Here is a 21,277-nt window from a genome sequence, read left to right as displayed (position 1 = left end):
GCTGGAAAACCGCTATCCTGGAGCGACGAGTTTAGCGTAACCGTTTTCTGCGGCACACTCTGTCGGGTGTTGTTCTGTTGGATCAGCGGGATGGCTATGACTGTCTTCAAAAATACGCAAGCACGCGACCCCAAGCGGTACCTCTGGGTATTCGGATTGATCGCACCGGGGTGCGCACTACTTCCCTCACAATTGGTGGCTCATACTGGGCTGGAACTGTTTTGGTGGATCGGTCCGATCATCGTGTTCGTGGCCATTCCACTGCTCGACTGGGCGGTGGGTGACGACGGAAGCAATCCACGTGACGAGGACTACGAGGCATTGTCCAACGATCGTTATTATCGTTGGTGCACATACCTTTTCCTGCCGATGCAGTTCATCGGACTGATGATCGCGGGATACCTGTGGTCCAGAACGGAATTGAGCCTCGCGGACAAGCTCGGGCTTGCCGTGACCCTCGGCGTGGTGTCCGGTATCGGCATCAACGCCGCGCACGAGCTCGGTCACCGGGTCGAGAACCTGGAGCGGTGGCTGGCGAAAATCGCTCTCGCGCAGTCCGGTTACGGTCACTTCTTCGTCGAGCACACCCGCGGCCACCACGTGCGCGTCGCGACGCCGGAGGACCCGGCGAGCGGCCGGTTCGGCGAGTCCCTGTGGGAGTTCCTGCCGCGCAGTATGTTCGGTGGGTTCCGCTCGGCGTTGGCCTTGGAGCGGGAACGCCTGTCCCGCAAGGGCAAACGGTGGTTCACCCTGGAGAACCATCTGCTGCACGCATGGGCGATGAGCTTCGCGCTGTTCGGGACGATGATCGTGCTCTTCGGCCCGATGGTGATCCCCTTCCTTGCGCTGCAGGCGCTGATCGGCGCCTGCCTGCTGGAGACGGTGAACTACGTCGAGCACTACGGTCTGCTGCGCGCCCGCCGCCCGAACGGCAACTACGTGCGCTGCTCGCCGCGCGACAGCTGGAACAGCGACCGCCTCGTCACCAACATCTTCCTGTTCCACCTGCAGCGCCACAGCGACCATCACGCGAACCCGGGCCGCCGCTATCAAACGCTGCGCAGTTCGCAACAGGCCCCCCAGCTACCCGCTGGCTACGCCACCATGGTCGTCCTCGCCGCGATACCCCCACTCTGGCGCGCCGTCATGGACCACCGGGTCCTCGCCCACTACAACGGCGATATAAGTCTCGTCAACTGCAAACGCCCCGCCAAACGCACCCCCAAACCCGAGTCCTCGCAGCTACGCGCACCGCTGACCCCGGCACGTACCCTCACGGTCGACGTCGAGGACGATGACCAGTCGGGCCTGTGACAAGCGCATGCGGTGCTGCGCCACGTGACAACTGTCTTGCCATCGGTCCGGCGTGGGACGTGCTCCTGGCATTGACCGATCACCGGCGCGGTGCGATCTCGATGCCGGATCGGTTCAGCCGCGGCTGGTTCTGAGCGAGTCGGGTCACGCGAAGTCCGGCTCGGACGGGCCGCGTGCCGACCGACGGATCGGCGGCCGGCGGTTGGGGGAGCTGAATCGGAGTGCTCGGGCCACCATTCGACCACCGTCGAATCCTCTGTCGACGGTGGTCGAATGGTGGTCGGCGGTTCGTGGTGGGGTTCGGTCTGTTCCCGTGACTTCGACCGGTAGGACGGCGGTGGGCCGTCAGGTGAGGTGCGCACTGCGGGGTTTCGTCAGCGCGGAGCACCGCCGGTGAAAGTCAGGAAAAGCGAACGGAATTGGTTGGTCGGCGGGATGGTCGGCCGATCGGGGGCACCAGCACGATCATGCCGATGCAGACGGCGGCGAAGGAACCGAGTGCCGCGGATAGGGACCCGGTCATGACCGCTACTCCGCAGCCGAGAGCCAGCGCGATGATGCCGCCGAGCACGGCGGTTCCGCGTTCGATGCCGACGATCTGTGCAGGTCGATCGTTCATCGGAGTCATGCCGGTTGTGGTACCCCTCCTGGCCGTGACCAAAACGTGACTGGCGCTTCTGGTTCCGTATCACAAGGGCGGCGGCCGGTTAATCCCGCTTTTGGCCGGGTATCACGAGGACCGTCGCTGTGGAACGAACGGGCGCAACATGTCCGGCGGATCGGCCGGAAGGCGGGAGGTGTACCGGTGATCGATCGCCTGGGTGAGGTGATTGCCAAACGCATGGTCGCAGACGGTGATCGGTCGGTTCTGATCGAAGTCGGCAGGCCGCGCCCGGCCGCGGGCGCCGGAGGTGACGTGTGCGGCTTCCGAATTCAGGGCTGGGGTGAGTCGCGGGCCACCGGGGTGGACGCGTTGGCGGCGTTGTATCGCGCGCTGGTGGAGATCGGCGCGCAGCTGACGCAAGCGAACGAGGCGGGCGCGCAATTCACCGTCGCCGGACCCGCCGAACTCGGCTTCCCCGCGCCACCCACCCGAAGCGACATCACCCACGACCCCGGAATGGAGTACGAGCTGGGCGATCTGCTCGCGATCCGCACCTTGATCGCCGCCGACGGCCCACACACCATCACCATCGGCCGCCCGGTCTCCTCCTCCGACAGCCAGTTCTACGTGTGCCCGTTCCGCATCGACGGCAGCCGCCACGCCGTAGCCTCCGGCCTCGACGAAATCCAAGCGCTGCTCACCGCGATCCGCATGATCGCCGCCTGGCTCGACCTACCCGGCGACTGGCCGATCAGCCGCCTCTCGTAGAGCCCCGATGTGGCGGGCACTCACCGGTTTTCGACCGATCGACTGCACAGGAGCAGCGGCTCGAGCACCCAGCGCTACTCGGCGGTGACGAAGCCCTGCTCGACCAGCCAGTCGCGCGCGACCTCGGCGGGTTCGCGGCCGTCGACGTCGACCTGGCGGTTCAGTTCGGTGATCACCTCGTTGGTGAGCAGTGCGGAGATGGGAGTCATGATCTCGGCGATCCGCGGATGTGCTTCGTGGAAGTCGGCGCGCAGCACCAACGCGGCGTTGTACTTCGGGAAGAACGCTCGATCATCCTGGAGGAGAACGAGGTTCAGTGCGGGTATGCGTCCGTCGGTCGCGGCGACCGAGCCGAAGCGGCACTGGCCGGCGTCGGCGGTGGCCTGGTAGACGAGGGCGTCCTGCATGATCTGCTTGCGCACCTTGCCGACGTCGATGTCGTATTTGCGCGCCATTCCCGGATAACCGTCCTGCCGGACGTTGAATTCGGTGCCGACGCAGGTGGCGGCCGCGGCGGGGTCGGTCTCGATCAGCCGCGCGTAGTCCGACAGCGTCCGGACGCCGGTCTGCTCGGCGGTGCGACTGCTGGTCACCAGGGCGTAGGTGTTGTTCATCGGCGCCATCGCCGTCCACACCATCCCGTGTTCCGCGCGGTCGGCGTCCCGGACCGCCTCGAACTGCCCGAGTTCGCTCGGCTCCGGAATCTCGTTGCCGAGGTAATTGATCCAGCCGGTGCCGGTGTAGTCGTAGGCCACGTCGACCTGGCCGTGCAATTGCGCGTCCCGAAGGCTGTTGGAGCCCTGGATATTGGTCAGGTCGCGCACATTGGCGCCCGCCGCCACCATGGCGAACTCGATGAGATAGCCGAGGATGTTCTGCTCGCTGAAGTCCTTGGAACCCACGGTGATCGTGACCCCCTCGAGTTCCGGTACCGGCTGGATGCTGCCGGGTCCGACGCGCAGCGGTACGGCGCCACCCGACTCCAGACCGCATCCGGCAAGCGTCAGCGCCGCCACCGCGAGCACACTCAGCCACCTCATCGCAGGCCCCTCGGTCCGAGAAAGCGTTCTGCCAGCGCGCCGAGCCAGTCGACGAGCAGGGCCAACGCCACCGCGAGCACCGCGCCGACCACCAGGGTGACGTTGTCGCGCAACTTGTATCCGGTGTCGATGAGAATCCCCAACCCGCCCGCACTGACCAGGAACGACAGCGTGACGGTGCCGACCGCCAACACGAGCGAAGTGCGCAGTCCCGCAAGGATGTACGGCACGGCCAGCGGAAACTCGATGCGCCGCAAGACCGTCGCCGCCGACATGCCCTGGCCGCGTCCCGCGTCTACGAGCGTCCGATCCACCTGCTGATAGCCGAGTATCGTATTGCGCAGCACCGGAAGCAGTGTGTAGAAGGCGATCGGCGCGACCCCGATCCAGAACCCGGTGGTGCGTGTCACCAGGTAGCACAGCACGATCAGACCGATGGCGGGCGCGGCCGCGCCGATATTGGCGACGCCGATGAAAATTGGTGCGAGACGGCGATATCCGGGCCTGGTGAGCAGCGTGCCGAGCGGCACCGCCACCGCCACCACGATCAGCACCACTGTCGCGGTGAGCAGTACGTGCTGCCAGGTGACGGTCGCGATATTGCTCGCGTTGATGCTCGCGCGCTGGGTGGCGGTGAGGTCCCTGCGGAACGCCCACACCAGCACGCCGACGGCCAGCACCAGGACCAGCGCGGGCTGCACGAGCAGTCGCAGCCGCTCGGCTCGGCGTGCGGCGGCGGGGGCGGACGCGGCGGTGACGGTGGCGGTCACGGCGTCGCCTCGGCCGCGGACCGATCCCCGCCGTGCCGCGCCCGCAACGCGGACAGGTGCCCGACCAGCGTGTCGATCGTGATCAGTCCCGCGTACTCGCCGCGCGCGTCGGTGACGACCGCGGTCGCGGTCTGCTCGGCGAGCAGGGCCTCCAGCGCGTCCTGCAGGGTCGACCGCAGCGACAGCGTCTGACCGATCGGGCTGCCCACCTCGCCCAGCGCCCGCGCGTGCGTCAGCTGCTCGGCCGACACCCAGCGCACCGGCCGTCGGCGCCCGTCGAGAAGCAGCGCCCACGGCCACTCCCGGCCCGCCAGCGCCGCGCGCAACGTCTCCACCGGTTCGTCCTGCCCGGCCGTCGGGCAGTCGCCCAGTTCCACGTCGCCGACCCGGGTCAACGTCAACTGCTTGAGCGAGGCGTCGGCGCCGACGAACCCCGCAACGGTCTCGTCCGCGGGATCGGCGAGGATCGCGGCGGGGGTGTCGTACTGGAGAATCCGGGACCGGTCGCCGAGCACCGCGATCCGGTCGCCAAGCTTCACCGCCTCGGAGAAATCGTGGGTCACGAAGACGATGGTCTTGCCGAGTTCCGCTTGCAGACGCAGCAATTCGTCCTGCAACAGCCCTCGGGTGATCGGGTCGACCGCGCCGAACGGTTCGTCCATGAGCAGCACCGGCGGGTCGGCGGCGAGTGCGCGCGCCACCCCGACGCGCTGCTGTTGCCCGCCGGAGAGCTGGCGCGGATACCGCCCGCGGAAGGTGTCCGGATCGAGGCCGACGAGGTCGAGCATCGCGTCGACCCGCGCCGCGATCCGCGCGCGGTCCCAGCCGAGCAGCCCGGGGACGGTCGCGATGTTCTTGGCCACCGTCATGTGCGGGAAGAGCCCGGCCTGCTGGATCGAGTACCCGATGCCGCGGCGCAGCTGATCGGGATTCATCCCCGCGGCGTCGCGTCCGCCGATGGTGATGGTGCCGGAGGTCGGTTCGATCAGCCGGTTGATCATCCGCATGGTCGTTGTCTTGCCGCATCCCGACGGTCCGACGAGGACGACGATCTCACCGGCCGGAATGGTCAGCGACACCGCGTCCACGGCCGGATCACGCTGTCCCGGATACTGTTTGGTGACCGCGTCGAGCACGATCCGCACGCCGGACACCGCGCTGGCGCCAGTCTCGGTGTCAGTCACGAACCCCCCTCGAGGTGGTCAGTCGTCCCACGAGGACGAAGAGGCCGTCCAGCAGCAGCGCGAGCACGACGATCAGCACCGTGCCGGTCAACGCCTGCGGTACGGCATTGGGACTGCCGAGCCGGGACAGCCCGGAGAAGATCAGATTGCCCAGCCCGGGCCCCTTGGCGTACGCGGCGAGCGCGAGGATGCCCATGATCATCTGCGTGCTGACCCGCATCCCGGTCAGGATGGACGGCCATGCCAGCGGGAGTTCGATGGCGGCGAGGACGCGCATCCGGTTCATCCCCACACCGCGTGCCGCGTCGACCACCGACGGATCCACCGCGGCGAGGCCGACGATGGTGTTGCGCAGGATGGGCAGCAGCGCGTAGAGCACGAGCGCGGTGACCGTCGGACCGACGCCGAGCCCAAGCACCGGGATCAGCAGGCCGAGCAGCGCGAACGAGGGCACCGTGAGGATCGCGCTCGCCGCGGCCGCCGCCGCCGCCGAACCGAACGGGCTGCGGTAGACGAGCACGCCGACCACCACGGCGATCACCGCCGCCACGAGCAGCGACTGGATCACCGCCGAGACATGCAGATACGAGTCGACGAGCAGCTGATGTCGCCGATCGACGACGAACGTCCACAGTGCTTCCAGGGCCGAACCTCCCGTACAGCGTTGTGCCGGAGTCTATCTCGCACCCTAACCCGGCGCGGTGGGTCCGCACGGCCGAAACGCCCGGCGCGAAAGGCATATTCGTTGCAGAGAGGACTTCTCGGCACTTCACGAACTGGAGGGACCCATGGCCGCCCGGTCTCGCCCGCCGCCCGTTCCGGGGTCGGTCGAGATGTCGCTTGCCCTGGGGAGGTCGTCGGCGAGCAGAGCCGCGACCTCGTGCACTGCCGGGCCGAAGGCGAGCGCGTTGTTGACGAAACCGTGCATGTAGCCGTCGAATCGGCGCAGTACGACGGGTACACCGTCGGTTCGCAGCCGGTGCGCGTACGCTTCGCCTTCGTCGCGCAGCGGATCGAAGCCCGCCGTGATCACGACGGCCCGGGGGAGTCCGGCCGTGGTTTCGGCGCGCAGGGGTGACACATCCGGTTGGGTGCGGTCGAGGTCGGGTGGCAGGAAACAGCGGTCGAAGAAGTCGATGTCGGCCTTGGTCAGCGCGAAGCCCTCCGCGAATGTCTTGCGGGACTCCGCTTTTCCGGTCAAGTCGGTGGGCGGATAGATCAGCAGCTGGAGCAGGGGAGCGGGCCCGCCTTCCCGGCGCATCCGTTGGCACAGCACCGCCGCCAGGTGCCCGCCCGCGCTGTCGCCGCCCACCCCGACGCGTTCCGGTGCGACGCCGAATTCGTCCGCGCGGCCGACGATGTCGCGGAACGCGGCCGCCGCGTCGTCGATGGCCGCGGGATAGGGATGCTCGGGCGCCAGCCGGTAGTCGACTGCGACGACCCGAATCCCGGCCGTGTGCGCCAACGTCCGGCACAGCCCGTCGTGGGTGTCGAGATCGCCGATGACCCAGCCGCCGCCGTGAAAGTAGACGAGCAGGGCGTCCGCCGCGCCGGGGTCGTAGAACCGCGCCCGCAGCGGCCCGGCGAAACCGGCGACGGTGGTGTCGTCGACACGAACGGGAGCGCGCCGCCCCGCGCCGATCGCCGCCATCCGCCGCGCTTGGGTCCGCAGCCGCACCGGGTCCGGCTCGGGCCTCGGCAGCGCGCGGGTGATGCGCAGGAGCAGCTGCGCGTCGAGGTCGAGCTCGTTGCCGTCGCGGTGAATCGCGGGACCGGCGAGTGCGCGCTTGGTGCGATGCGGCAATCGGAGCAAGCCGCGGACCGCCGCGGCAGCCATCCGCGTGGCCCGCGGCACGGCGGGTACCGGGTTGACGGGATCGACCGGCACGGGAGCACCTCTTTCGCGTGGTTCTGGTCCGGGGCGACGGGCTCGTCGCGGCGGTCCGGTGTTGGTCGACCCGAAGGGTTCATGACCTGTCCCATCGATGCTGCCACTCGAAACGCGGAAGGGTGGCGATTGCCCGCGAATGCGCGCCGCCCGCCTCGCGCCGGTACCCGACTGCCTTGCGCCGCCGTCCGGCGGACGGTGTCGGTCACCGCGTGTGCTCGGTGACGAATTCGTCCGTGCGGTGCGGCACGATCTTGCCGCGGCCCGGCGGACCCGGTCACTCCGCGGTCGCGGGCACGGACGGGCGGACCCGAGTGAACGCGTACATGAGCACCGCTCCCAGCGCCGCACCCACCGGCCACGACAGCGCCGTCACCTCCTGCGAATCCGGCGCCAGCGCGACGATCACCGCTACCGTCCCCGAAATGCCCAGAGCCGTCAATGCTTTCGGGTTGAACCCGCGGGAGAAGTAGTAGCGCCCGTCCGCCGTGTCGGAGTACAGCTCGGCGACCGCCGTGCGCTGCCGACGCACCAGGTAGTAGTCGACGATCAAGATGCCGAACACCGGACCCATCAGCGCGCCGACGCCGCCGAGGAAGTAGATGATGAAATCCTGGTTCTCCCAGAGCTTCCACGGCATCACCAGGATGGAGAGCACGGCGGTGATGATGCCGCCGGTGCGGAACGAGATGTATCTCGGTGCGGCATTGGAGATGTCGTAGGCCGGGGAGACGAAGTTGAGGACGACGTTGATGCCGACGGTCGCCGTCGCGAACAATACCGCGGCCACGACCACCACGACATCGCTGTCGATGTCGGCGACCAGCTGCACCGGGTCGGTCAGCACCTTCCCGTACACCTTCAGCGTGGCCAGCGAGATGATGATGGACAGGACGACGAACGCGGTCTCGTTGAACGGAATTCCCCACGCGTTGCCGCGTAGCACCGCCTTCCTGCTCGGCGAGAACCGCGCGAAGTCGGCGTAGTTGACGAGCGGACCCGCCATGAACGACACCATGAGGAAGGCGACACCCACGAACGCGGCCACCGTCGCACCGCCCGACAGCGGCGCACCCGCGCGGGCGTTGAAATCGATGCTCCACTCGGCCTTTCCGAGAATCCAGATGGCCAGCGCGATCATGCCGATCCACACCGCGGGACCCGCGAAGTCCGAGGCCTTGCGCACGACTTCCATGCCGTAGTTGATGATCGCCAACTGCACCGTCCACAGCACGAGGAACGCGATCCAACCCAGCGTGGACAACCCGAGGAAACCGGCCTCCGTCCACGACGCCAATCCCGGTGCCACCCGGAGTATCAGCACCATCAGCGCGGTCGACGCCAGATAGGTCTGGATCCCGTACCAGAACACCGCGACGATCGCGCGCAGCAGGGCAGGGACGTTGGCGCCGAACACGCCGAACGCGGCGCGGGCGAAGACCGGGAACGGCACCCCGACCTTCTGACCCGCGACGCCGACCAGATTGCTGCCCAACCACAGCACGAGCACACCGGTGAACAGGGCGAGCATGGTCTGCCACCCGGTCATGCCGAGTGCGAGCATGCCGACGGCGAACCCGTAGCTGGCGATGCTGTGCGCCGAGGTCATCCAGAGACAGAAGATGTCCCAGGTACGCCAGGTCGCTGTCTCCTTGGTGGTCGGCGCCAAGTCGTCGTTGACCAGCGTGGAACTGCCCGGCGCGCCGGCGGGCGGCCGTACCCGAGTGTCTGTCATCGGATGTCCTTCGTACTTCGGTGGTGCTAACTGTTCCGCGGAAAACCGAGGTCTATGCCGCCGTGGCTGGGATCGAGCCAGCGGGAGGTGATCGCCTTCTCCCTGGTGAAGAACGCGAATCCGTTGGGGCCGTAGGCTTTCGCATCGCCGAACAGCGATGCCTTCCAGCCGCCGAAGCTGTGGTAGGCCACCGGGACCGGGATGGGTACGTTGACGCCGATCATGCCGACGTTCACCTGCCGCTGGAAGCGCCGCGCCGCGCCGCCGTCGTTGGTGAAGATCGCGACGCCGTTGCCGTAGGGCGAGGCGTTGACGATCTCGACGGCCTGCTCGAAGCCTTCGACCCGCACCACCGAGAGCACGGGCCCGAAGATCTCGTCGCGATAGACCGCCGAGGTCACCGGAACCCGGTCGATCAGGCTCGGTCCCAGCCAGAACCCGTTGGGGTCACCGTCGATGGCGCTGTCGCGGCCGTCGACCACCACCCGCGCCTGATCGGCGACCGCGGTGTCGAGGTACGCGGCGACGCGGTCGCGGTGCTCGCGGGTGATCAGCGGTCCCATGTCGCAGCCGCGGCGGCCGTCTCCGGTGCGCAGGCCGGTCATTCGCGATGCGACGCGCGACACCAGGTCGTCGGCGATGGTGTCGACCGCGAGCACCACGCTCACCGCCATGCACCGTTCGCCCGCCGATCCGAAGCCCGCGTTGACCGCCGCGTCCGCGGCCAGGTCCAGGTCGGCGTCCGGCAGGACGAGCATGTGGTTCTTGGCGCCGCCGAGCGCCTGCACCCGTTTGCCGTGCGCGCCCGCGGTCCGGTAGACGTAGTCGGCGATCGGGGTGGAGCCGACGAACGAGATCGCCGCGACCCGAGGGTGGGTGAGCAGCGCGTCCACCGCCTCCTTGTCGCCGTGTACGACATTGAGCACGCCCGAGGGAAGCCCGGCGTCGGCCGCGAGTTCGGCGAGCCAGTTCGCGGCGGATGGATCCTTCTCGCTCGGCTTGAGCACCACCGTGTTTCCCGCGGCGATCGCGATCGGGAAGAACCACAGCGGCACCATGGCCGGGAAGTTGAACGGGCTGATGATGCCGACGACGCCGACCGGTTCGCGCACCGAGTACACGTCGATCCCGGTCGAGGCGTTCTGGCTGAACTCGCCCTTGAGCAGATGCGGCATGGACAGCGCGAACTCGACGACCTCGAGCCCGCGGGCGACCTCGCCCGCCGCGTCGGCGAGCACCTTGCCGTGCTCGGCGGTCAGGATGCTCGCCAGTTCGTCCTTGCGGGCGTTGAGCAGTTCGCGGAAGTTCAGCAGGAACCGGTGCCGGGTGGCTACGGAGGAATCGGACCAGCCTGGCAGCGCCGCCGCGGCGGCGGCGACGGCGACACCGACGTCCTCGGCGGTCGCCATCCGGACGCTGCGCTGCGCGACCCCGAGCGCCGGATCGAAAACCGGTGCGGTGCGGTCGGATTCGCCGGTCCACGGCTTGCCGTCGACCCAGTGGTCGACGATATCGGCGGTCGCGGGATTCGTCATCGGATCTCCTCGGCTGGCAGGGCGGTCAGTACGTCACGCAAAATCGCAGCGCCCTCGGCGATTTCGGCCTCGGTGACCACGCAGGGCGGCGCGACGTGAATGCGGTTGTCGGCCATGAACGGCAGGTAGCCCCTGGCGATCAGGTCGGATTTGACGCGCGCGATGGTGGCCGCCGACACGGGTTCGCGGGTGGCGCGATCGGCGACGAGTTCGAGGGCCCAGAACACGCCTTCGCCGCGCACCTCGCCGATCACCGGGCAGTCGTCGGCCAGTTCCGCGAGCGCCGGACCGAGCACCGTGCGGCCGATGCGTTCGGCATGGGCGACGATGCCCTCGTCGGCCATCACGTCGAGGGCGGCCACGATCGACGCCGCGGCAAGCGGGTGCCCGCTGTAGGTGAGGCCGCCGGGGAAGACGACGTTGTCGAAGGTCCGGGCGATCGCGTCGGAGATGACGACGCCGCCCACGGGAACGTAGCCGGAGTTGACGCCCTTGGCGAAGGTGATCAGATCGGGTGTCACGTCGTAGCCGTCGAACGCGAACCACCGTCCGGTGCGGCCGAATCCGCACATCACCTCGTCGAGGATCAGCACGATGCCGTACCGGTCGGCGATGGCGCGCACGCCGGCCAGGTAGCCCGGCGGCGGCACCAGGATGCCCGCGGTGCCCGGCACGGTCTCCAGCAGGATCGCCGCGATGGTCGAGGGGCCTTCGCACTGCACGACCCGCTCCAGGTGCCGCAGCGCCCGTTCGCTCTCCTCCTCGGGGGTGCTCGCCCAGAACTCGCTGCGATACAGGTAGGGGCCGAAGAAATGCACATGGCCGCGGGCGTATTCGTTCGGCATCCGCCGCCAGTCGCCGGTCGCGACGACGGCCGCGCCGGTGTTGCCGTGATAGGAGCGGTAGGTGGAGAGCACCTTGTCGCGGCCGGTGTGCAGGCGCGCCATCCGGATGGCGTTCTCGTTGGCGTCCGCGCCGCCGTTGGTGAAGAACACCTTGTCCATACCGTCCGGCGCCAGCGCCGTGATCCGCTGGGCCGCCTCGCCGCGTCGCAGATTCGCGGTGGCCGGTCCGATGGTCGCCAGGCGCGCGGCTTGGTCGGCGATCGCGGCCGTGACCACCGGATGCTGGTGGCCGATGTTCACATTGACCATCTGGCTGGCGAAATCCAGGTACTCCCGGCCCGCGTGGTCCCACACCCGGCAGCCGCGCCCGCCCGCGAGCACCACCGGGTGCAGCGCGGCCTGCGCCGACCAGGAGTGGAACACATGGCTGCGGTCGAGTTCGTAGGCGCGCGCGTCCAAGTCGACGCGCACGGCGGTCATGCCGTCACCTTCGTCGCGGTAATGGCTTGCCGCAGTTGCGGAATGACGGTCTCACCGTAGACGCGCATGGTTTCCTCTTTGTTGTCGTGTTGCAGGTAGCCCGCGAACTGATCGACGCCGAGGTCGGCGAGCCGCCGGAGTTTGGCGATGTGCTCGTCGGCGGTGCCGAGCACGCAGAACCGTTCGACGATGTCGTCGGAGACGAAGTCGGCGTGTACGTTTCCCGCCCGGCCGTGCTGGTTGTAGTCGTAACCGGTTCGGTCCGCGATGTATTCGGTGAACGCGAGCGGCACCGCACCGCTGGTGCCGTAGCGCGCGACGATGTCGGCGACGTGGTTGCCGACCATCCCGCCGAACCAGCGGCACTGGTCGCGCATGTGCTTGCGGTCGGTGCCGATGTACATCGGTGCGGCAACACAGATTTTGATGGAAGCCGGGTCGCGGCCCGCCGCCTGCGCCGCTTTCCGGACGGCGCCGATCATCCATTCGGCGATGTCGAGGTCGGCGAGTTGCAGGATGTAACCGTCGGCCACCTCGCCGGTCAACGCCAGCGCCTTCGGCCCGTAGGCGGCCACCCAGACGTCCAGTGTCGAGCCGACACTCCACGGGAACCGCACGGTGCTGCCGCCGTATTCGACGGCGCGCGAATTGGCGAGCTCCCTGATGACGTGGATCGATTCGCGCAGTGTGCGCAGCGTGGTTGGTTTGCCGCCACCGACGCGCACGGCCGAATCGCCGCGCCCGATACCGCAGATGGTCCGGTTGCCGTAGGCCTCGTTGAGCGTGGCGTACAGCGACGCCGTGACCGTCCAGTCCCTGGTCGCCGGATTGGTCACCATGGGGCCGACCATGATTCGCTTGGTCTCGTGCAGGATCTGGCTGTAGAGCACGTACGGCTCCTGCCACAGCAGGTGCGAGTCGAAGGTCCACAGGTGGCTGAACCCGTGCGCCTCGGCCAGTTTCGCCAATTGGACCGTGCGCGCCGCCGGGGGATCGCACTGTAGTACCGCTCCGAATTGCATGGCGTCTCCTCAGATCAAGTACTGGCAGGGATCGCGCCGCACGAACTGCCCGTCCCCCTTGCGGCCGCGATACTCGCCGTCCGCGACCACGACCTTGCCGCGCGAGAGCACGGTGGCGACGCGGCCGTCGATCTCGTAGCCCTCCCACGCCGAGTGGTCCATGTTCATGTGGTGGGTCTTGCCGAGGCCGATGGAGGTGTGGCCGTCGGGGTCGTAGACCACGATGTCGGCGTCCGCGCCAGGGGCGAGCACGCCCTTGCGCCCGTAGAGGCCGAACATGCGGGCCGGGGTGGTCGAGGTGATCTCCACCCAGCGCTCCAGGGTGATCCGGCCCTCGACGACGCCCTGGTACATCAGATCCATGCGGTGCTCGACCGTGCCGATGCCGTTGGGAATCTTGGAGAAATCGCCGATCCCCATGTCCTTCTGGCCCTTCATGCAGAAGGGGCAGTGGTCGGTGGACACCATTTGAAGATCGTTGGTGCGCAACGCCTGCCACACCTGATCCTGATGCTCTTCGCGGTGGGAGCGCAGCGGCGTCGAGCACACCCACTTCGCGCCCTCGAAGCCGGGCGCGCCGAGGTTGTCCTCCAGGGACAGGTACAGGTACTGCGGGCAGGTTTCGCCGAAGACGTTGCGGCCACGGTCCCGAGCCGCGGCCAGCTGGGCGACGGCCTGTTTCGCCGACACGTGCACCACGTACAGCGGCGCGCCGGTGAGATCGGCGAGCATGATCGCGCGGTGCGTCGCCTCCTCCTCCAGCTGCCAGGCGCGCGCGATGCCGTGGTAGTAGGGGTCGGTCTTGCCCTCGGCCAGCAGTTGCTCGACGAGAACGTCGATGGCGGGCCCGTTCTCGGCGTGCATCATGGTGAGCAGACCGGTGTTCGCGCCGATCTGCATGGCGCGCAGGATCTGCGCGTCGTCGCTGTAGAAGACGCCGGGGTAGGCCATGAAGAGCTTGAAACTGGTGATGCCCTCGTCCGGCAGCCTGCGCAGCGCGGCCAGTGACTCGTCGTTGACGTCACCGATGATCTGGTGGAACGAATAGTCGACCGCGCACTGGCCCGACGCCATCTTGTGCCAGGTGTCCAACGAATCCTGCACGCGCTCACCGAACTTCTGCACCGCGAAGTCGATGATGGTGGTGGTGCCGCCCCACGCGGCGGCCCTGGTGCCGCTCTCGAAATCGTCGGAAGCCGTTGTGCCGCCGAACGGCATCGACATGTGGGTGTGCGCGTCGATGCCGCCCGGAATGACGTATTTGCCGGTCGCGTCGACGACGGTGTCCACCGTTTCGGCCAGGTTCGCGCCGAGCGCCGTCGTGCCCGGCTCCAGCAGTGCGACGATGCGTTCGCCGTCGACCAGGATGTCGGCCGCGCCGCGCCCGGTCGCCGAGACGACCGTTCCTCCGGTGATCAGTGTGGTAGCCATGATCCCTCCTGGTTCAGGGCGCCACGATGGCGTCGTAGGAATCCGGTCGCCGATCCCGATAGAACTGCCAGTCGCCGCGTACTTCGCGCACCAGGTCCAGATCGAGGTCTCGGATCAGCAGTTCGTCGGTGTCGGTGGAGGCCCGTTCGCCGACGTAGACGCCGCGCGGGTCGACGAAATACGAACTGCCGTAGAAGGTCACGGCGTCGTCGCCGAACTCCTCGGTCTCCGTGCCGATCCGGTTGTTCGCGCCGATGAAGTACTGGTTCGCGGCCGCCGCGGCGGGCTGCTCCAGCTCCCAAAGCCGTTCGGACAAGCCCGGTTTGGTGGCCGATGGATTGAAAACCAGCTCCGCCCCCGCCAATCCGTAGGCGCGCCAGCCCTCCGGGAAGTGCCGGTCGTAGCAGATGTAGACGCCGACCTTGCCCACGGCGGTGTCGAAAACGGGATAGCCCAGATTGCCAGGCCGGAAGTAGAACTTCTCCCAGAATCCAGACAGCTGAGGGATGTGGTGCTTGCGGTATTTGCCCAGGTAGCTGCCGTCGGCGTCGATTACCGCGGCGGTGTTGTAGAGCACGCCGGGCTGGTCTTCCTCGTACACCGGAAGCACCATCACCATCCGGTGCTCCTTGGCGAGCTCCGCGAACCGTTCCGTCGTCGGTCCCGGCACGGATTCGGCGTACTCGTAGTACTTCTTGTCCTGCACGTTGCCGAAATACGGTCCGTAGAACAGTTCTTGGAAGCAGATGACCTGCACGCCCGCGGCGGCGGCCTGCTCGACGAAACCCTCGTGCTTGGCCAGCATCGACTTCTTGTCGCCGGTCCACGTCGCCTGGGTGATGGCGGCCTTGATTGTCGTCACCTGTCGATCTCCCTACCGAAGTTGGTTATGTTATCTTCGAAGGTAAACATTTCCTGAATATTTCAGTCGGTGCCGAAAGTGTAAATCTCGCGAGGTGATCGAGGCGTGGAAACGAACGACCGAATCCAGATCGATGACCCGACTCCCGCGGGGATCGCGGGCGCCATCGCCCGCCTGATCACCAGCGGCGAGCTCCGCGCGGGTGACCGGCTGCCGACGGTGCGGGAGCTGTCGAGCCGCCTCGGGGTCAGTCCCGCGACCGTGAGTCACGGCTGGCGGGCCCTGGCGCAGGCCGGGCTGGTGGTGTCCCGCGGTCGGAGCGGGACGTTCGTCGCCGACGGCGGGGCACGGCCCGCGTCGTCCCGGACCGACAGCATGACCCGTGGCGCGAGCTCCGCCCGGCTGGACCTCTCGCTCGGCACACCCGATCCGGCGTTGCTGCCCGAGATCGGATCGATTTTGTCCCGGCTGGCCCTCAACGCCGAGACCACCGACTACCACCAGGCGCCGGTGGTTCCCGAGCTCGGGCGGTTGTTGCAGGCGGACTGGCCCACCGGGTCCGGCGCGCTGACCGTCGTCGACGGCGCCATGGACGCGGTCGCCCGCAGCCTGCAGGCCGTCGTCCGATTCGGTGATCGGGTGATCGTCGAGGACCCCACCTTCCCGCACATCCTCGACTATCTGGAATCCATTGGCGCGCAGATCATTCCGGTGCGAATGGACGCGGAAGGGGTGCTGCCCGACGAATTCGCGCGGGCGGTGGCGACCGGCGCGACCGCGGCGGTCCTGCAACCGCGCGCGCAGAACCCCACCGGCGCGTCGATGAGCACCGAGCGCGCCGAGGAACTCGTCGCGATCCTGCGCCGCGGCGAGCACCGCTGCATGATCATCGAGGACGACCACTCCGGCGCCGTCGTCCCCGCCGAGGACATCAGCCTCGGCCGCTGGCTGCCCGACCGCGTGCTGCACGTGCGCAGCTACTCGAAATCGCACGGTCCCGACCTGCGGATCGCGGCGCTGTCCGGCCCGGAGGAGATCATCGACCGCATCGTCGCCACCCGCGTCCTCGGGCCGGGCTGGACACCGCGCATCCTGCAGCGTCTGCTGCACGAGATGCTGCGCGACGACACGGTCACCCGCACGGTCGACCACGCGCGCGAGCAGTATCAAGTCCGCCGCCGCGCCCTCGCCGACGCGCTGCGGCGCCACGGCGCACGGCTCGCCAAAGGGCAGGGCCTCAACGCCTGGTTGCCGGTCGCCGACGAGCGCACGGCCCTGATCCACTTGGCGGCCAACGGAATACGCGTCGCACCCGGAGGTCCGTTCTTCGTGGCCGATCGCGGTCACCCGGAGGCGGTGCGCGTCACCATCGCGCCGCTCTCCGGCGGCATCGACGAGGTGGCCGCCGCCCTCGCCTTGGCCGCCCGCCCCCGGCAGTCGGAGTACTTCTCGCTCGATCCGGGATCGCGGAACGGTGGATAGCGCCGAGGCTCAGGCCGGGTCCGGCACCCGATCTCGCTTCGCGCTCGACAGATCTCGCTTGCGCGCCGCGAGGACCACGAGCGCCCCGGCGACGGTTCCCGCGAAGTACGGGGAGGGTACAAGCAGGATGCCGCCGAGTAAGGACCAGGCCGCAAGACTCCAGCCGACCCAAGCCGGAACAGGCACCCCGCGCCCCGTGAGATGCCAAGTGAGACAGCCCAACAGAATCAGCGGTACGGCGAAGCTGCCGGGGCCGGCCCAAAAGGTCAGCGCGTTCTGCGCGGACTCGACCGTCTCCTCCTCGTCGCTGAGTCCGAGCGGGACGGCCGCCCACACTCCGCGATCCACCCAGCCGGTGATGTCGCTCCATGCGGAGAGTGTCAACAAGATGAGATGACCGGTGCCGAGGACGATCATGATCCCGCTCGCCCAGCGGAGCAACGACTTTCCGGCGTTCACAGGTTCGACCTCTCGTTTATACGGCCCCGTACAGTTCGTTTGTACGGTACCGTATAAACGAGTAGCGATCAATGGAGGTGACCTGATTCCCGCTGTGCCCCGCACGCCCCGTGCCCGCTGGATAGCGGCGGGTCTCGACGCGCTCGCCGAAGGGGGACCCGACGCGGTCCGCGTCGAAACGCTCGCCGCCGCACTGGGAGTGACGAAGGGCGGGTTCTACGGGCACTTCGACGGCCGTGCCGCGTTTATCGCGGAGATGCTCGACGAGTGGGAACGCCGCTGCACCACGGAGGTCATCGCCGAAGCCGACGCCGAGGGCGGTGACGCGGCCGACCGTATTCGGCGCGTCGGTCAACTGACGTTCTCCGAGGATCTGCATCGGATCGACCTGGCGATCCGGGCTTGGGCCAACCGCGACGAGTCCGTCGCCGCGCGGCTGCGGCGCATCGACAACCGGCGAATGGATTTCCTGCGCACGATGTTCGGCGAGTTCCTCGACGATCCCGACGAGATCGAGGCGCGGTGCATGCTGACCTTCGCGCTGGCCATCGGCCGCCACTTCATCGTCGCGGACCATCCCGGATACACGAAGCTCGAAGCGATTCAGCTTGCGGGGGAGTACCTTTTGCGTCCGTAGTGCCGCGCGGGTCTGTCGGGTTCCTTCCGCGGATTCACGTCGACGTAGCGTCGGCGGCCGCGGAGCCGTTGCGACACATTCGGCACGGCGACTCAGAACGGATACTCGGCGTACGCTTCTCCCGCGAACCACGTGCGCGCGTGCTGACGCAACCGCCTGCTGTAGACGGCGTGATCGAAAAGCGCCGTGTAGGTAGGGAATTCCGTTCGGAGGAGCCCAACCCTATCGGCCAGGTAGACATCGAAGCCGGGATACATCAGGCCGACGAACGGCAGGTCGTCGACGTCCAGGGCGAGGACGGGATATTCGCCCTCCGAATCCGGTTCGCCGACGGCGAGGAACCGGCGCGAATCCGAGCCGCCCGGCAGCAGGAAGCACTCGTCGAAACGCTCGGCGAGCGGGGCGTAGCACTCGGCCCATGGCTCGCCGAGCTCGGCGAGCACCAGTTCGTCGAGCCGCCGTGGTGCGAAGCCGCCGTCCTCGTCGAACCAGTCGTAGCGCTCCAGCAAGCCGACGTCGAAGGCCAGCCACGCCCGCAGGCTCGGCGGCAGCGGCCGCCCGGAGGGAAAAACCATTTCCGCCAACACATCCGACGCCACCGGTCGCGGCGTGCCGACCACCCACGGCACCTGCTGGTGCGAGAGCGCGGAAGCTCCGGGGTCCCGCCGCACCGCCTCGATCACCCGCTCCGTCAAGGCCGCTCCGTGCGCGGAGCTTCCGTCGATCACCATGCCGCGGAAGGTAGCAGGTCGCGCCGACATCGGTGGGTCAGTCGTCCTCGAAATGGCACACCGCCGAGACGCGATCACGCAACCACCGGTGCGCCGGGTCCGCGTCGAGCCGGACGTGCCACAGCAGCGAGATCGTCACTTCCGGTGCGCGAAACGGCAATTCGAACGAGCGCAGCCCCTGCCGCAGGTTCGCCGTGTGCCGCTCCGGGACCGTGGCGACGAGGTCGGTGGCCCGCGCGAGCGCGAGCGCCGCGCCGAAGCCGTCCACGACGGTGACGATGTCGCGGCGGTGGCCGGTCGGTTCCAGCGCCTCGTCGACGAGCCCGGCGGTCAGTCCGCGACGGGAGACGTGCACGTGGCGCGCCGCGGCGTACCGTGCGGCGGTCACCTTCCCGGTGTCGAGGGGATGCTCGGCGCGGACAACTCCGATGAAGCGGTCGGTGAACAGCGGCTTGCTGACCACGTCCGGCGGCGGGGCGCTCTCGACGACGCCGGTTTCCAGGTCGACGGCGCCCTCGCGCAAGGGGGCGGTGTCCTTCTTCGTCTTTTGAAGGAACCGCAAGCGCACGCCCGGCGCCGCTTCGGCGACCTCGGCCACCAGCGCGGGGCCGAATCTCTCCACGAACCCATCGCTGGCGCGCAGCGCGAAAGTCCTGTGCAGCGTGGCCAAATCGAGTCGCTCGACCGGCCGCAACACCGCTTCGGCTTCCCGGACGAGCCCGCGCACACGTTCGCGCAATTCCACGGCGCGGGGAGTGGGCACCAGGCCGCGCCCCGCGCGCACCAGCAGCGGGTCCCCGGTCGCACGCCGGAGCCGGGCGAGCGCGCGACTCATCGCGGACGGGCTCAGCGCGAGCCGTTCACCCGCCCGCGTGACGCTGCCCTCCTCGAGCAGAACGTCCAGGGTGACGAGCAGGTTCAGATCGGGACGCGCCATGCGAACAGGATCGCATACCTGGCGTCCGGTGCACAGTTGCCTTTACTTCTTTGCGTCTTCCGCCAGGTTGGAACGGAACTTACGTTCGAGGAACACCGTCGAAACCAGGAGGAACACCTTCATGTCCAGATCAGCAACGCCTCCCGTTGTCCGGCACGAGCCGGTGGGCCGTCGAGGACAGGCCTTGGTGCTCACCGCGCTCTCGCTGTCGATGCTGCTGCCTTCGCTGAGCATCAGCATCGCCAACGTGGGCCTGCCGTCGATGGCGGTGGCGCTCGACGCGACCTTCCCCGAGGTTCAGTGGATCGTGATCGCCTACCTGCTGGCCATCACGACGCTGATCGTCGGGGTCGGCCGGCTCGGCGACCTGATCGGCCGCCGTCGGTTGCTGGTGCTGGGTATCGCGGTGTTCACCGTCGCGACGCTGCTGTGCGGGCTCGCCCCGAATCTGCCGCTGCTGATCGCCGCGCGGGCGCTGCAAGGGGTCGGCGCGGCGTGCATGATGGCGCTGGCGATGGCCTCGGTCGGCGCGGTGGTGCCCGCACACCGCACGGGTAGCGCGATGGGGTTGCTCGGCACGATGTCGGCCGTCGGTACGGCGCTCGGACCGTCCCTTGGCGGTGTTCTGATCGACGTATTCGGCTGGCGTGCAATATTTTTCGCCGTCGTTCCGGTAGGGCTGCTCGTGCTGGCGCTCACCCTCCGGTTGCCTGCCGATGCTGCGGCCGGAACCTCGGCACGGCGTTTCGACACGCTGGGCACCGTCCTGCTGGCCGTGACGCTGGGTGCTTATGCGCTCGCCGTGACCGCCGGGTCCTTCGGGCTGCTCTCCCTCGGTTTGCTCGGCGTCGCCGGTGCGGGTCTCGCTCTGTTCGTGGTCACCGAGAGCAAAGTCTCGTTCCCGCTGCTGACCCTCGGCATGTTGCGCGATCCGGTGCTCGCCGTCGGGCTGACGACGAGCACGCTTGTCTCGGCCGTCATGATGACGACTCTGGTCGTCGGCCCGTTCCACCTGGGCGGTGCGCTCGGTCTCGGCACCGCCGCGGTGGGGCTCGTGATGTCGGCGGGCCCGGCGGTGTCGGCGCTCACCGGCGTCCCCGCCGGGCGCGCCACGGATCGCTTCGGGTCGAGAACGATGGTGATCGTCGGGCTCGTCGGCGTCATCGCGGCCGCGCTGACCCTGTCGGTGATGCCCGTCGCGGCGGGCGTCCTCGGTTACCTGCTGCCGTTGGTCGTCTGCACCGCGAGCTACGCGACATTCCAAGCGGCCAACAACACCGCGGTCATGAAAGACGTTGCCGCACAACAGCGCGGCTTGGTATCCGGGATGCTGAACCTCTCCCGCAACCTCGGCTTGACGACCGGTGCGTCGGTCATGGGCGCGGTCTTCGCGCGCGCCGCGGGGACGCGGGACCTCACCGCCAGCACGCCAGCGGAGATCGCGCGGGGAACGCACTGGACCTTCGCGGTCGCGGCGCTGCTGGTCGGTGCCGGCCTGGCGCCGGCCCTGCTGCTGCGCAGGCCGCGGACCAACCCGGCGGTCTGACGCGACC

At 68.3% G+C, this 21,277-nt stretch carries 20 protein-coding genes; 5 read left to right on the top strand and 15 right to left on the bottom strand.

Going from position 1 to position 21,277, the window contains the following annotated elements; translation table 11 throughout:
• The first annotated feature begins 90 nt into the window (after positions 1 to 90).
• Positions 91 to 1,314 carry an alkane 1-monooxygenase gene (locus CRP45_RS06540; protein WP_097244199.1) on the top strand — a complete coding sequence of 408 codons (1,224 nt, stop codon included), beginning with the start codon at positions 91 to 93 and terminating at the stop codon, positions 1,312 to 1,314.
• A gap of 400 nt (positions 1,315 to 1,714) precedes the next feature.
• Here the strand turns inward: CRP45_RS06540 and CRP45_RS06535 are convergent, their stop codons facing one another.
• Complete coding sequence (locus tag CRP45_RS06535) at positions 1,715 to 1,933, bottom strand: hypothetical protein (protein WP_143861361.1); 219 nt, start codon at positions 1,931 to 1,933, stop codon at positions 1,715 to 1,717.
• Between the two features lie 186 nt (positions 1,934 to 2,119).
• Between CRP45_RS06535 and CRP45_RS06530 the strand changes: the two genes are divergently transcribed.
• Complete coding sequence (locus CRP45_RS06530) at positions 2,120 to 2,686, top strand: DUF6968 family protein (RefSeq protein WP_067791836.1); 567 nt, start codon at positions 2,120 to 2,122, stop codon at positions 2,684 to 2,686.
• A 74-nt stretch (positions 2,687 to 2,760) separates the two neighbouring features.
• Here CRP45_RS06530 and CRP45_RS06525 read toward each other — a convergent pair whose 3' ends face one another.
• From CRP45_RS06525 to CRP45_RS06475, 11 genes are all read right to left on the bottom strand, one after another.
• A complete protein-coding gene (locus CRP45_RS06525; protein ID WP_097244198.1) occupies positions 2,761 to 3,726 on the bottom strand; it encodes a glycine betaine ABC transporter substrate-binding protein in 966 nt (321 codons plus the stop codon).
• The gene (locus CRP45_RS06520; RefSeq protein ID WP_097244197.1) at positions 3,723 to 4,496 is read right to left on the bottom strand and encodes an ABC transporter permease; all 774 of its coding nucleotides are present in this window, start codon (positions 4,494 to 4,496) and stop codon (positions 3,723 to 3,725) included. Before CRP45_RS06520 ends, CRP45_RS06525 begins: the two co-directional genes overlap by 4 nt.
• On the bottom strand, positions 4,493 to 5,680 hold the full coding sequence (locus CRP45_RS06515) for an ABC transporter ATP-binding protein (protein ID WP_097244196.1): 1,188 nt from the start codon (positions 5,678 to 5,680) through the stop codon (positions 4,493 to 4,495). Before CRP45_RS06515 ends, CRP45_RS06520 begins: the two co-directional genes overlap by 4 nt.
• A complete protein-coding gene (locus CRP45_RS06510) occupies positions 5,673 to 6,323 on the bottom strand; it encodes an ABC transporter permease (protein WP_097244195.1) in 651 nt (216 codons plus the stop codon). Before CRP45_RS06510 ends, CRP45_RS06515 begins: the two co-directional genes overlap by 8 nt.
• A 126-nt stretch (positions 6,324 to 6,449) precedes the next feature.
• Complete coding sequence (locus CRP45_RS06505; RefSeq protein ID WP_097244194.1) at positions 6,450 to 7,568, bottom strand: alpha/beta hydrolase; 1,119 nt, start codon at positions 7,566 to 7,568, stop codon at positions 6,450 to 6,452.
• A gap of 277 nt (positions 7,569 to 7,845) precedes the next feature.
• On the bottom strand, positions 7,846 to 9,303 hold the full coding sequence (locus CRP45_RS06500; RefSeq protein ID WP_097244193.1) for an NCS1 family nucleobase:cation symporter-1: 1,458 nt from the start codon (positions 9,301 to 9,303) through the stop codon (positions 7,846 to 7,848).
• 26 nt (positions 9,304 to 9,329) lie between these two features.
• The gene (locus tag CRP45_RS06495) at positions 9,330 to 10,838 is read right to left on the bottom strand and encodes a CoA-acylating methylmalonate-semialdehyde dehydrogenase (RefSeq protein ID WP_097244192.1); all 1,509 of its coding nucleotides are present in this window, start codon (positions 10,836 to 10,838) and stop codon (positions 9,330 to 9,332) included.
• Positions 10,835 to 12,163 carry an aspartate aminotransferase family protein gene (locus CRP45_RS06490; protein WP_097244191.1) on the bottom strand — a complete coding sequence of 443 codons (1,329 nt, stop codon included), beginning with the start codon at positions 12,161 to 12,163 and terminating at the stop codon, positions 10,835 to 10,837. The genes CRP45_RS06495 and CRP45_RS06490 overlap by 4 nt, the downstream gene beginning before the upstream one ends.
• The gene (locus CRP45_RS06485; protein WP_067782883.1) at positions 12,160 to 13,185 is read right to left on the bottom strand and encodes a TIGR03842 family LLM class F420-dependent oxidoreductase; all 1,026 of its coding nucleotides are present in this window, start codon (positions 13,183 to 13,185) and stop codon (positions 12,160 to 12,162) included. Before CRP45_RS06485 ends, CRP45_RS06490 begins: the two co-directional genes overlap by 4 nt.
• A 9-nt stretch (positions 13,186 to 13,194) precedes the next feature.
• Positions 13,195 to 14,616, bottom strand: a complete 1,422-nt coding sequence (hydA, locus tag CRP45_RS06480; protein WP_097244190.1) for a dihydropyrimidinase — start codon at positions 14,614 to 14,616, stop codon at positions 13,195 to 13,197.
• Positions 14,617 to 14,629: 13 nt separating this feature from the next.
• On the bottom strand, positions 14,630 to 15,478 hold the full coding sequence (locus CRP45_RS06475) for a nitrilase-related carbon-nitrogen hydrolase (RefSeq protein WP_097244189.1): 849 nt from the start codon (positions 15,476 to 15,478) through the stop codon (positions 14,630 to 14,632).
• 105 nt (positions 15,479 to 15,583) lie between these two features.
• Between CRP45_RS06475 and CRP45_RS06470 the strand changes: the two genes are divergently transcribed.
• Complete coding sequence (locus tag CRP45_RS06470) at positions 15,584 to 16,960, top strand: aminotransferase-like domain-containing protein (RefSeq protein ID WP_245909948.1); 1,377 nt, start codon at positions 15,584 to 15,586, stop codon at positions 16,958 to 16,960.
• 9 nt (positions 16,961 to 16,969) lie between these two features.
• On the opposite strand, the gene CRP45_RS06465 is transcribed toward CRP45_RS06470, so the two are convergent.
• The gene (locus CRP45_RS06465; RefSeq protein ID WP_097244620.1) at positions 16,970 to 17,377 is read right to left on the bottom strand and encodes a DUF6463 family protein; all 408 of its coding nucleotides are present in this window, start codon (positions 17,375 to 17,377) and stop codon (positions 16,970 to 16,972) included.
• Here CRP45_RS06465 and CRP45_RS06460 point away from each other — a divergent pair.
• Positions 17,376 to 18,056, top strand: a complete 681-nt coding sequence (locus CRP45_RS06460) for a TetR/AcrR family transcriptional regulator (RefSeq protein ID WP_097244187.1) — start codon at positions 17,376 to 17,378, stop codon at positions 18,054 to 18,056. The two genes, CRP45_RS06465 and CRP45_RS06460, sit on opposite strands and share 2 nt — an antisense overlap.
• A gap of 92 nt (positions 18,057 to 18,148) precedes the next feature.
• Here CRP45_RS06460 and CRP45_RS06455 read toward each other — a convergent pair whose 3' ends face one another.
• Together CRP45_RS06455 and CRP45_RS06450 are read right to left on the bottom strand one after the other, a co-directional pair.
• Positions 18,149 to 18,787: a hypothetical protein gene (locus tag CRP45_RS06455; protein WP_097244186.1), complete on the bottom strand. Its 639-nt coding sequence runs from the start codon at positions 18,785 to 18,787 to the stop codon at positions 18,149 to 18,151.
• Positions 18,788 to 18,824: 37 nt separating this feature from the next.
• Entirely contained in the window at positions 18,825 to 19,724 is a 900-nt protein-coding gene (locus CRP45_RS06450; protein WP_097244185.1) for a LysR family transcriptional regulator, read from the bottom strand.
• A gap of 121 nt (positions 19,725 to 19,845) precedes the next feature.
• Here CRP45_RS06450 and CRP45_RS06445 point away from each other — a divergent pair, with 121 nt between their 5' ends.
• Complete coding sequence (locus tag CRP45_RS06445) at positions 19,846 to 21,270, top strand: MFS transporter (RefSeq protein ID WP_179830774.1); 1,425 nt, start codon at positions 19,846 to 19,848, stop codon at positions 21,268 to 21,270.
• The last annotated feature ends 7 nt before the right edge of the window (positions 21,271 to 21,277 follow it).

The sequence above is a fragment of the Nocardia amikacinitolerans genome, assembly GCF_900215415.1.
GTDB classification, from domain to species: domain Bacteria; phylum Actinomycetota; class Actinomycetes; order Mycobacteriales; family Mycobacteriaceae; genus Nocardia; species Nocardia amikacinitolerans.
Note: the sequence above shows the minus strand (reverse complement) of the source record. Positions and strands in the feature narration are given on the sequence as shown.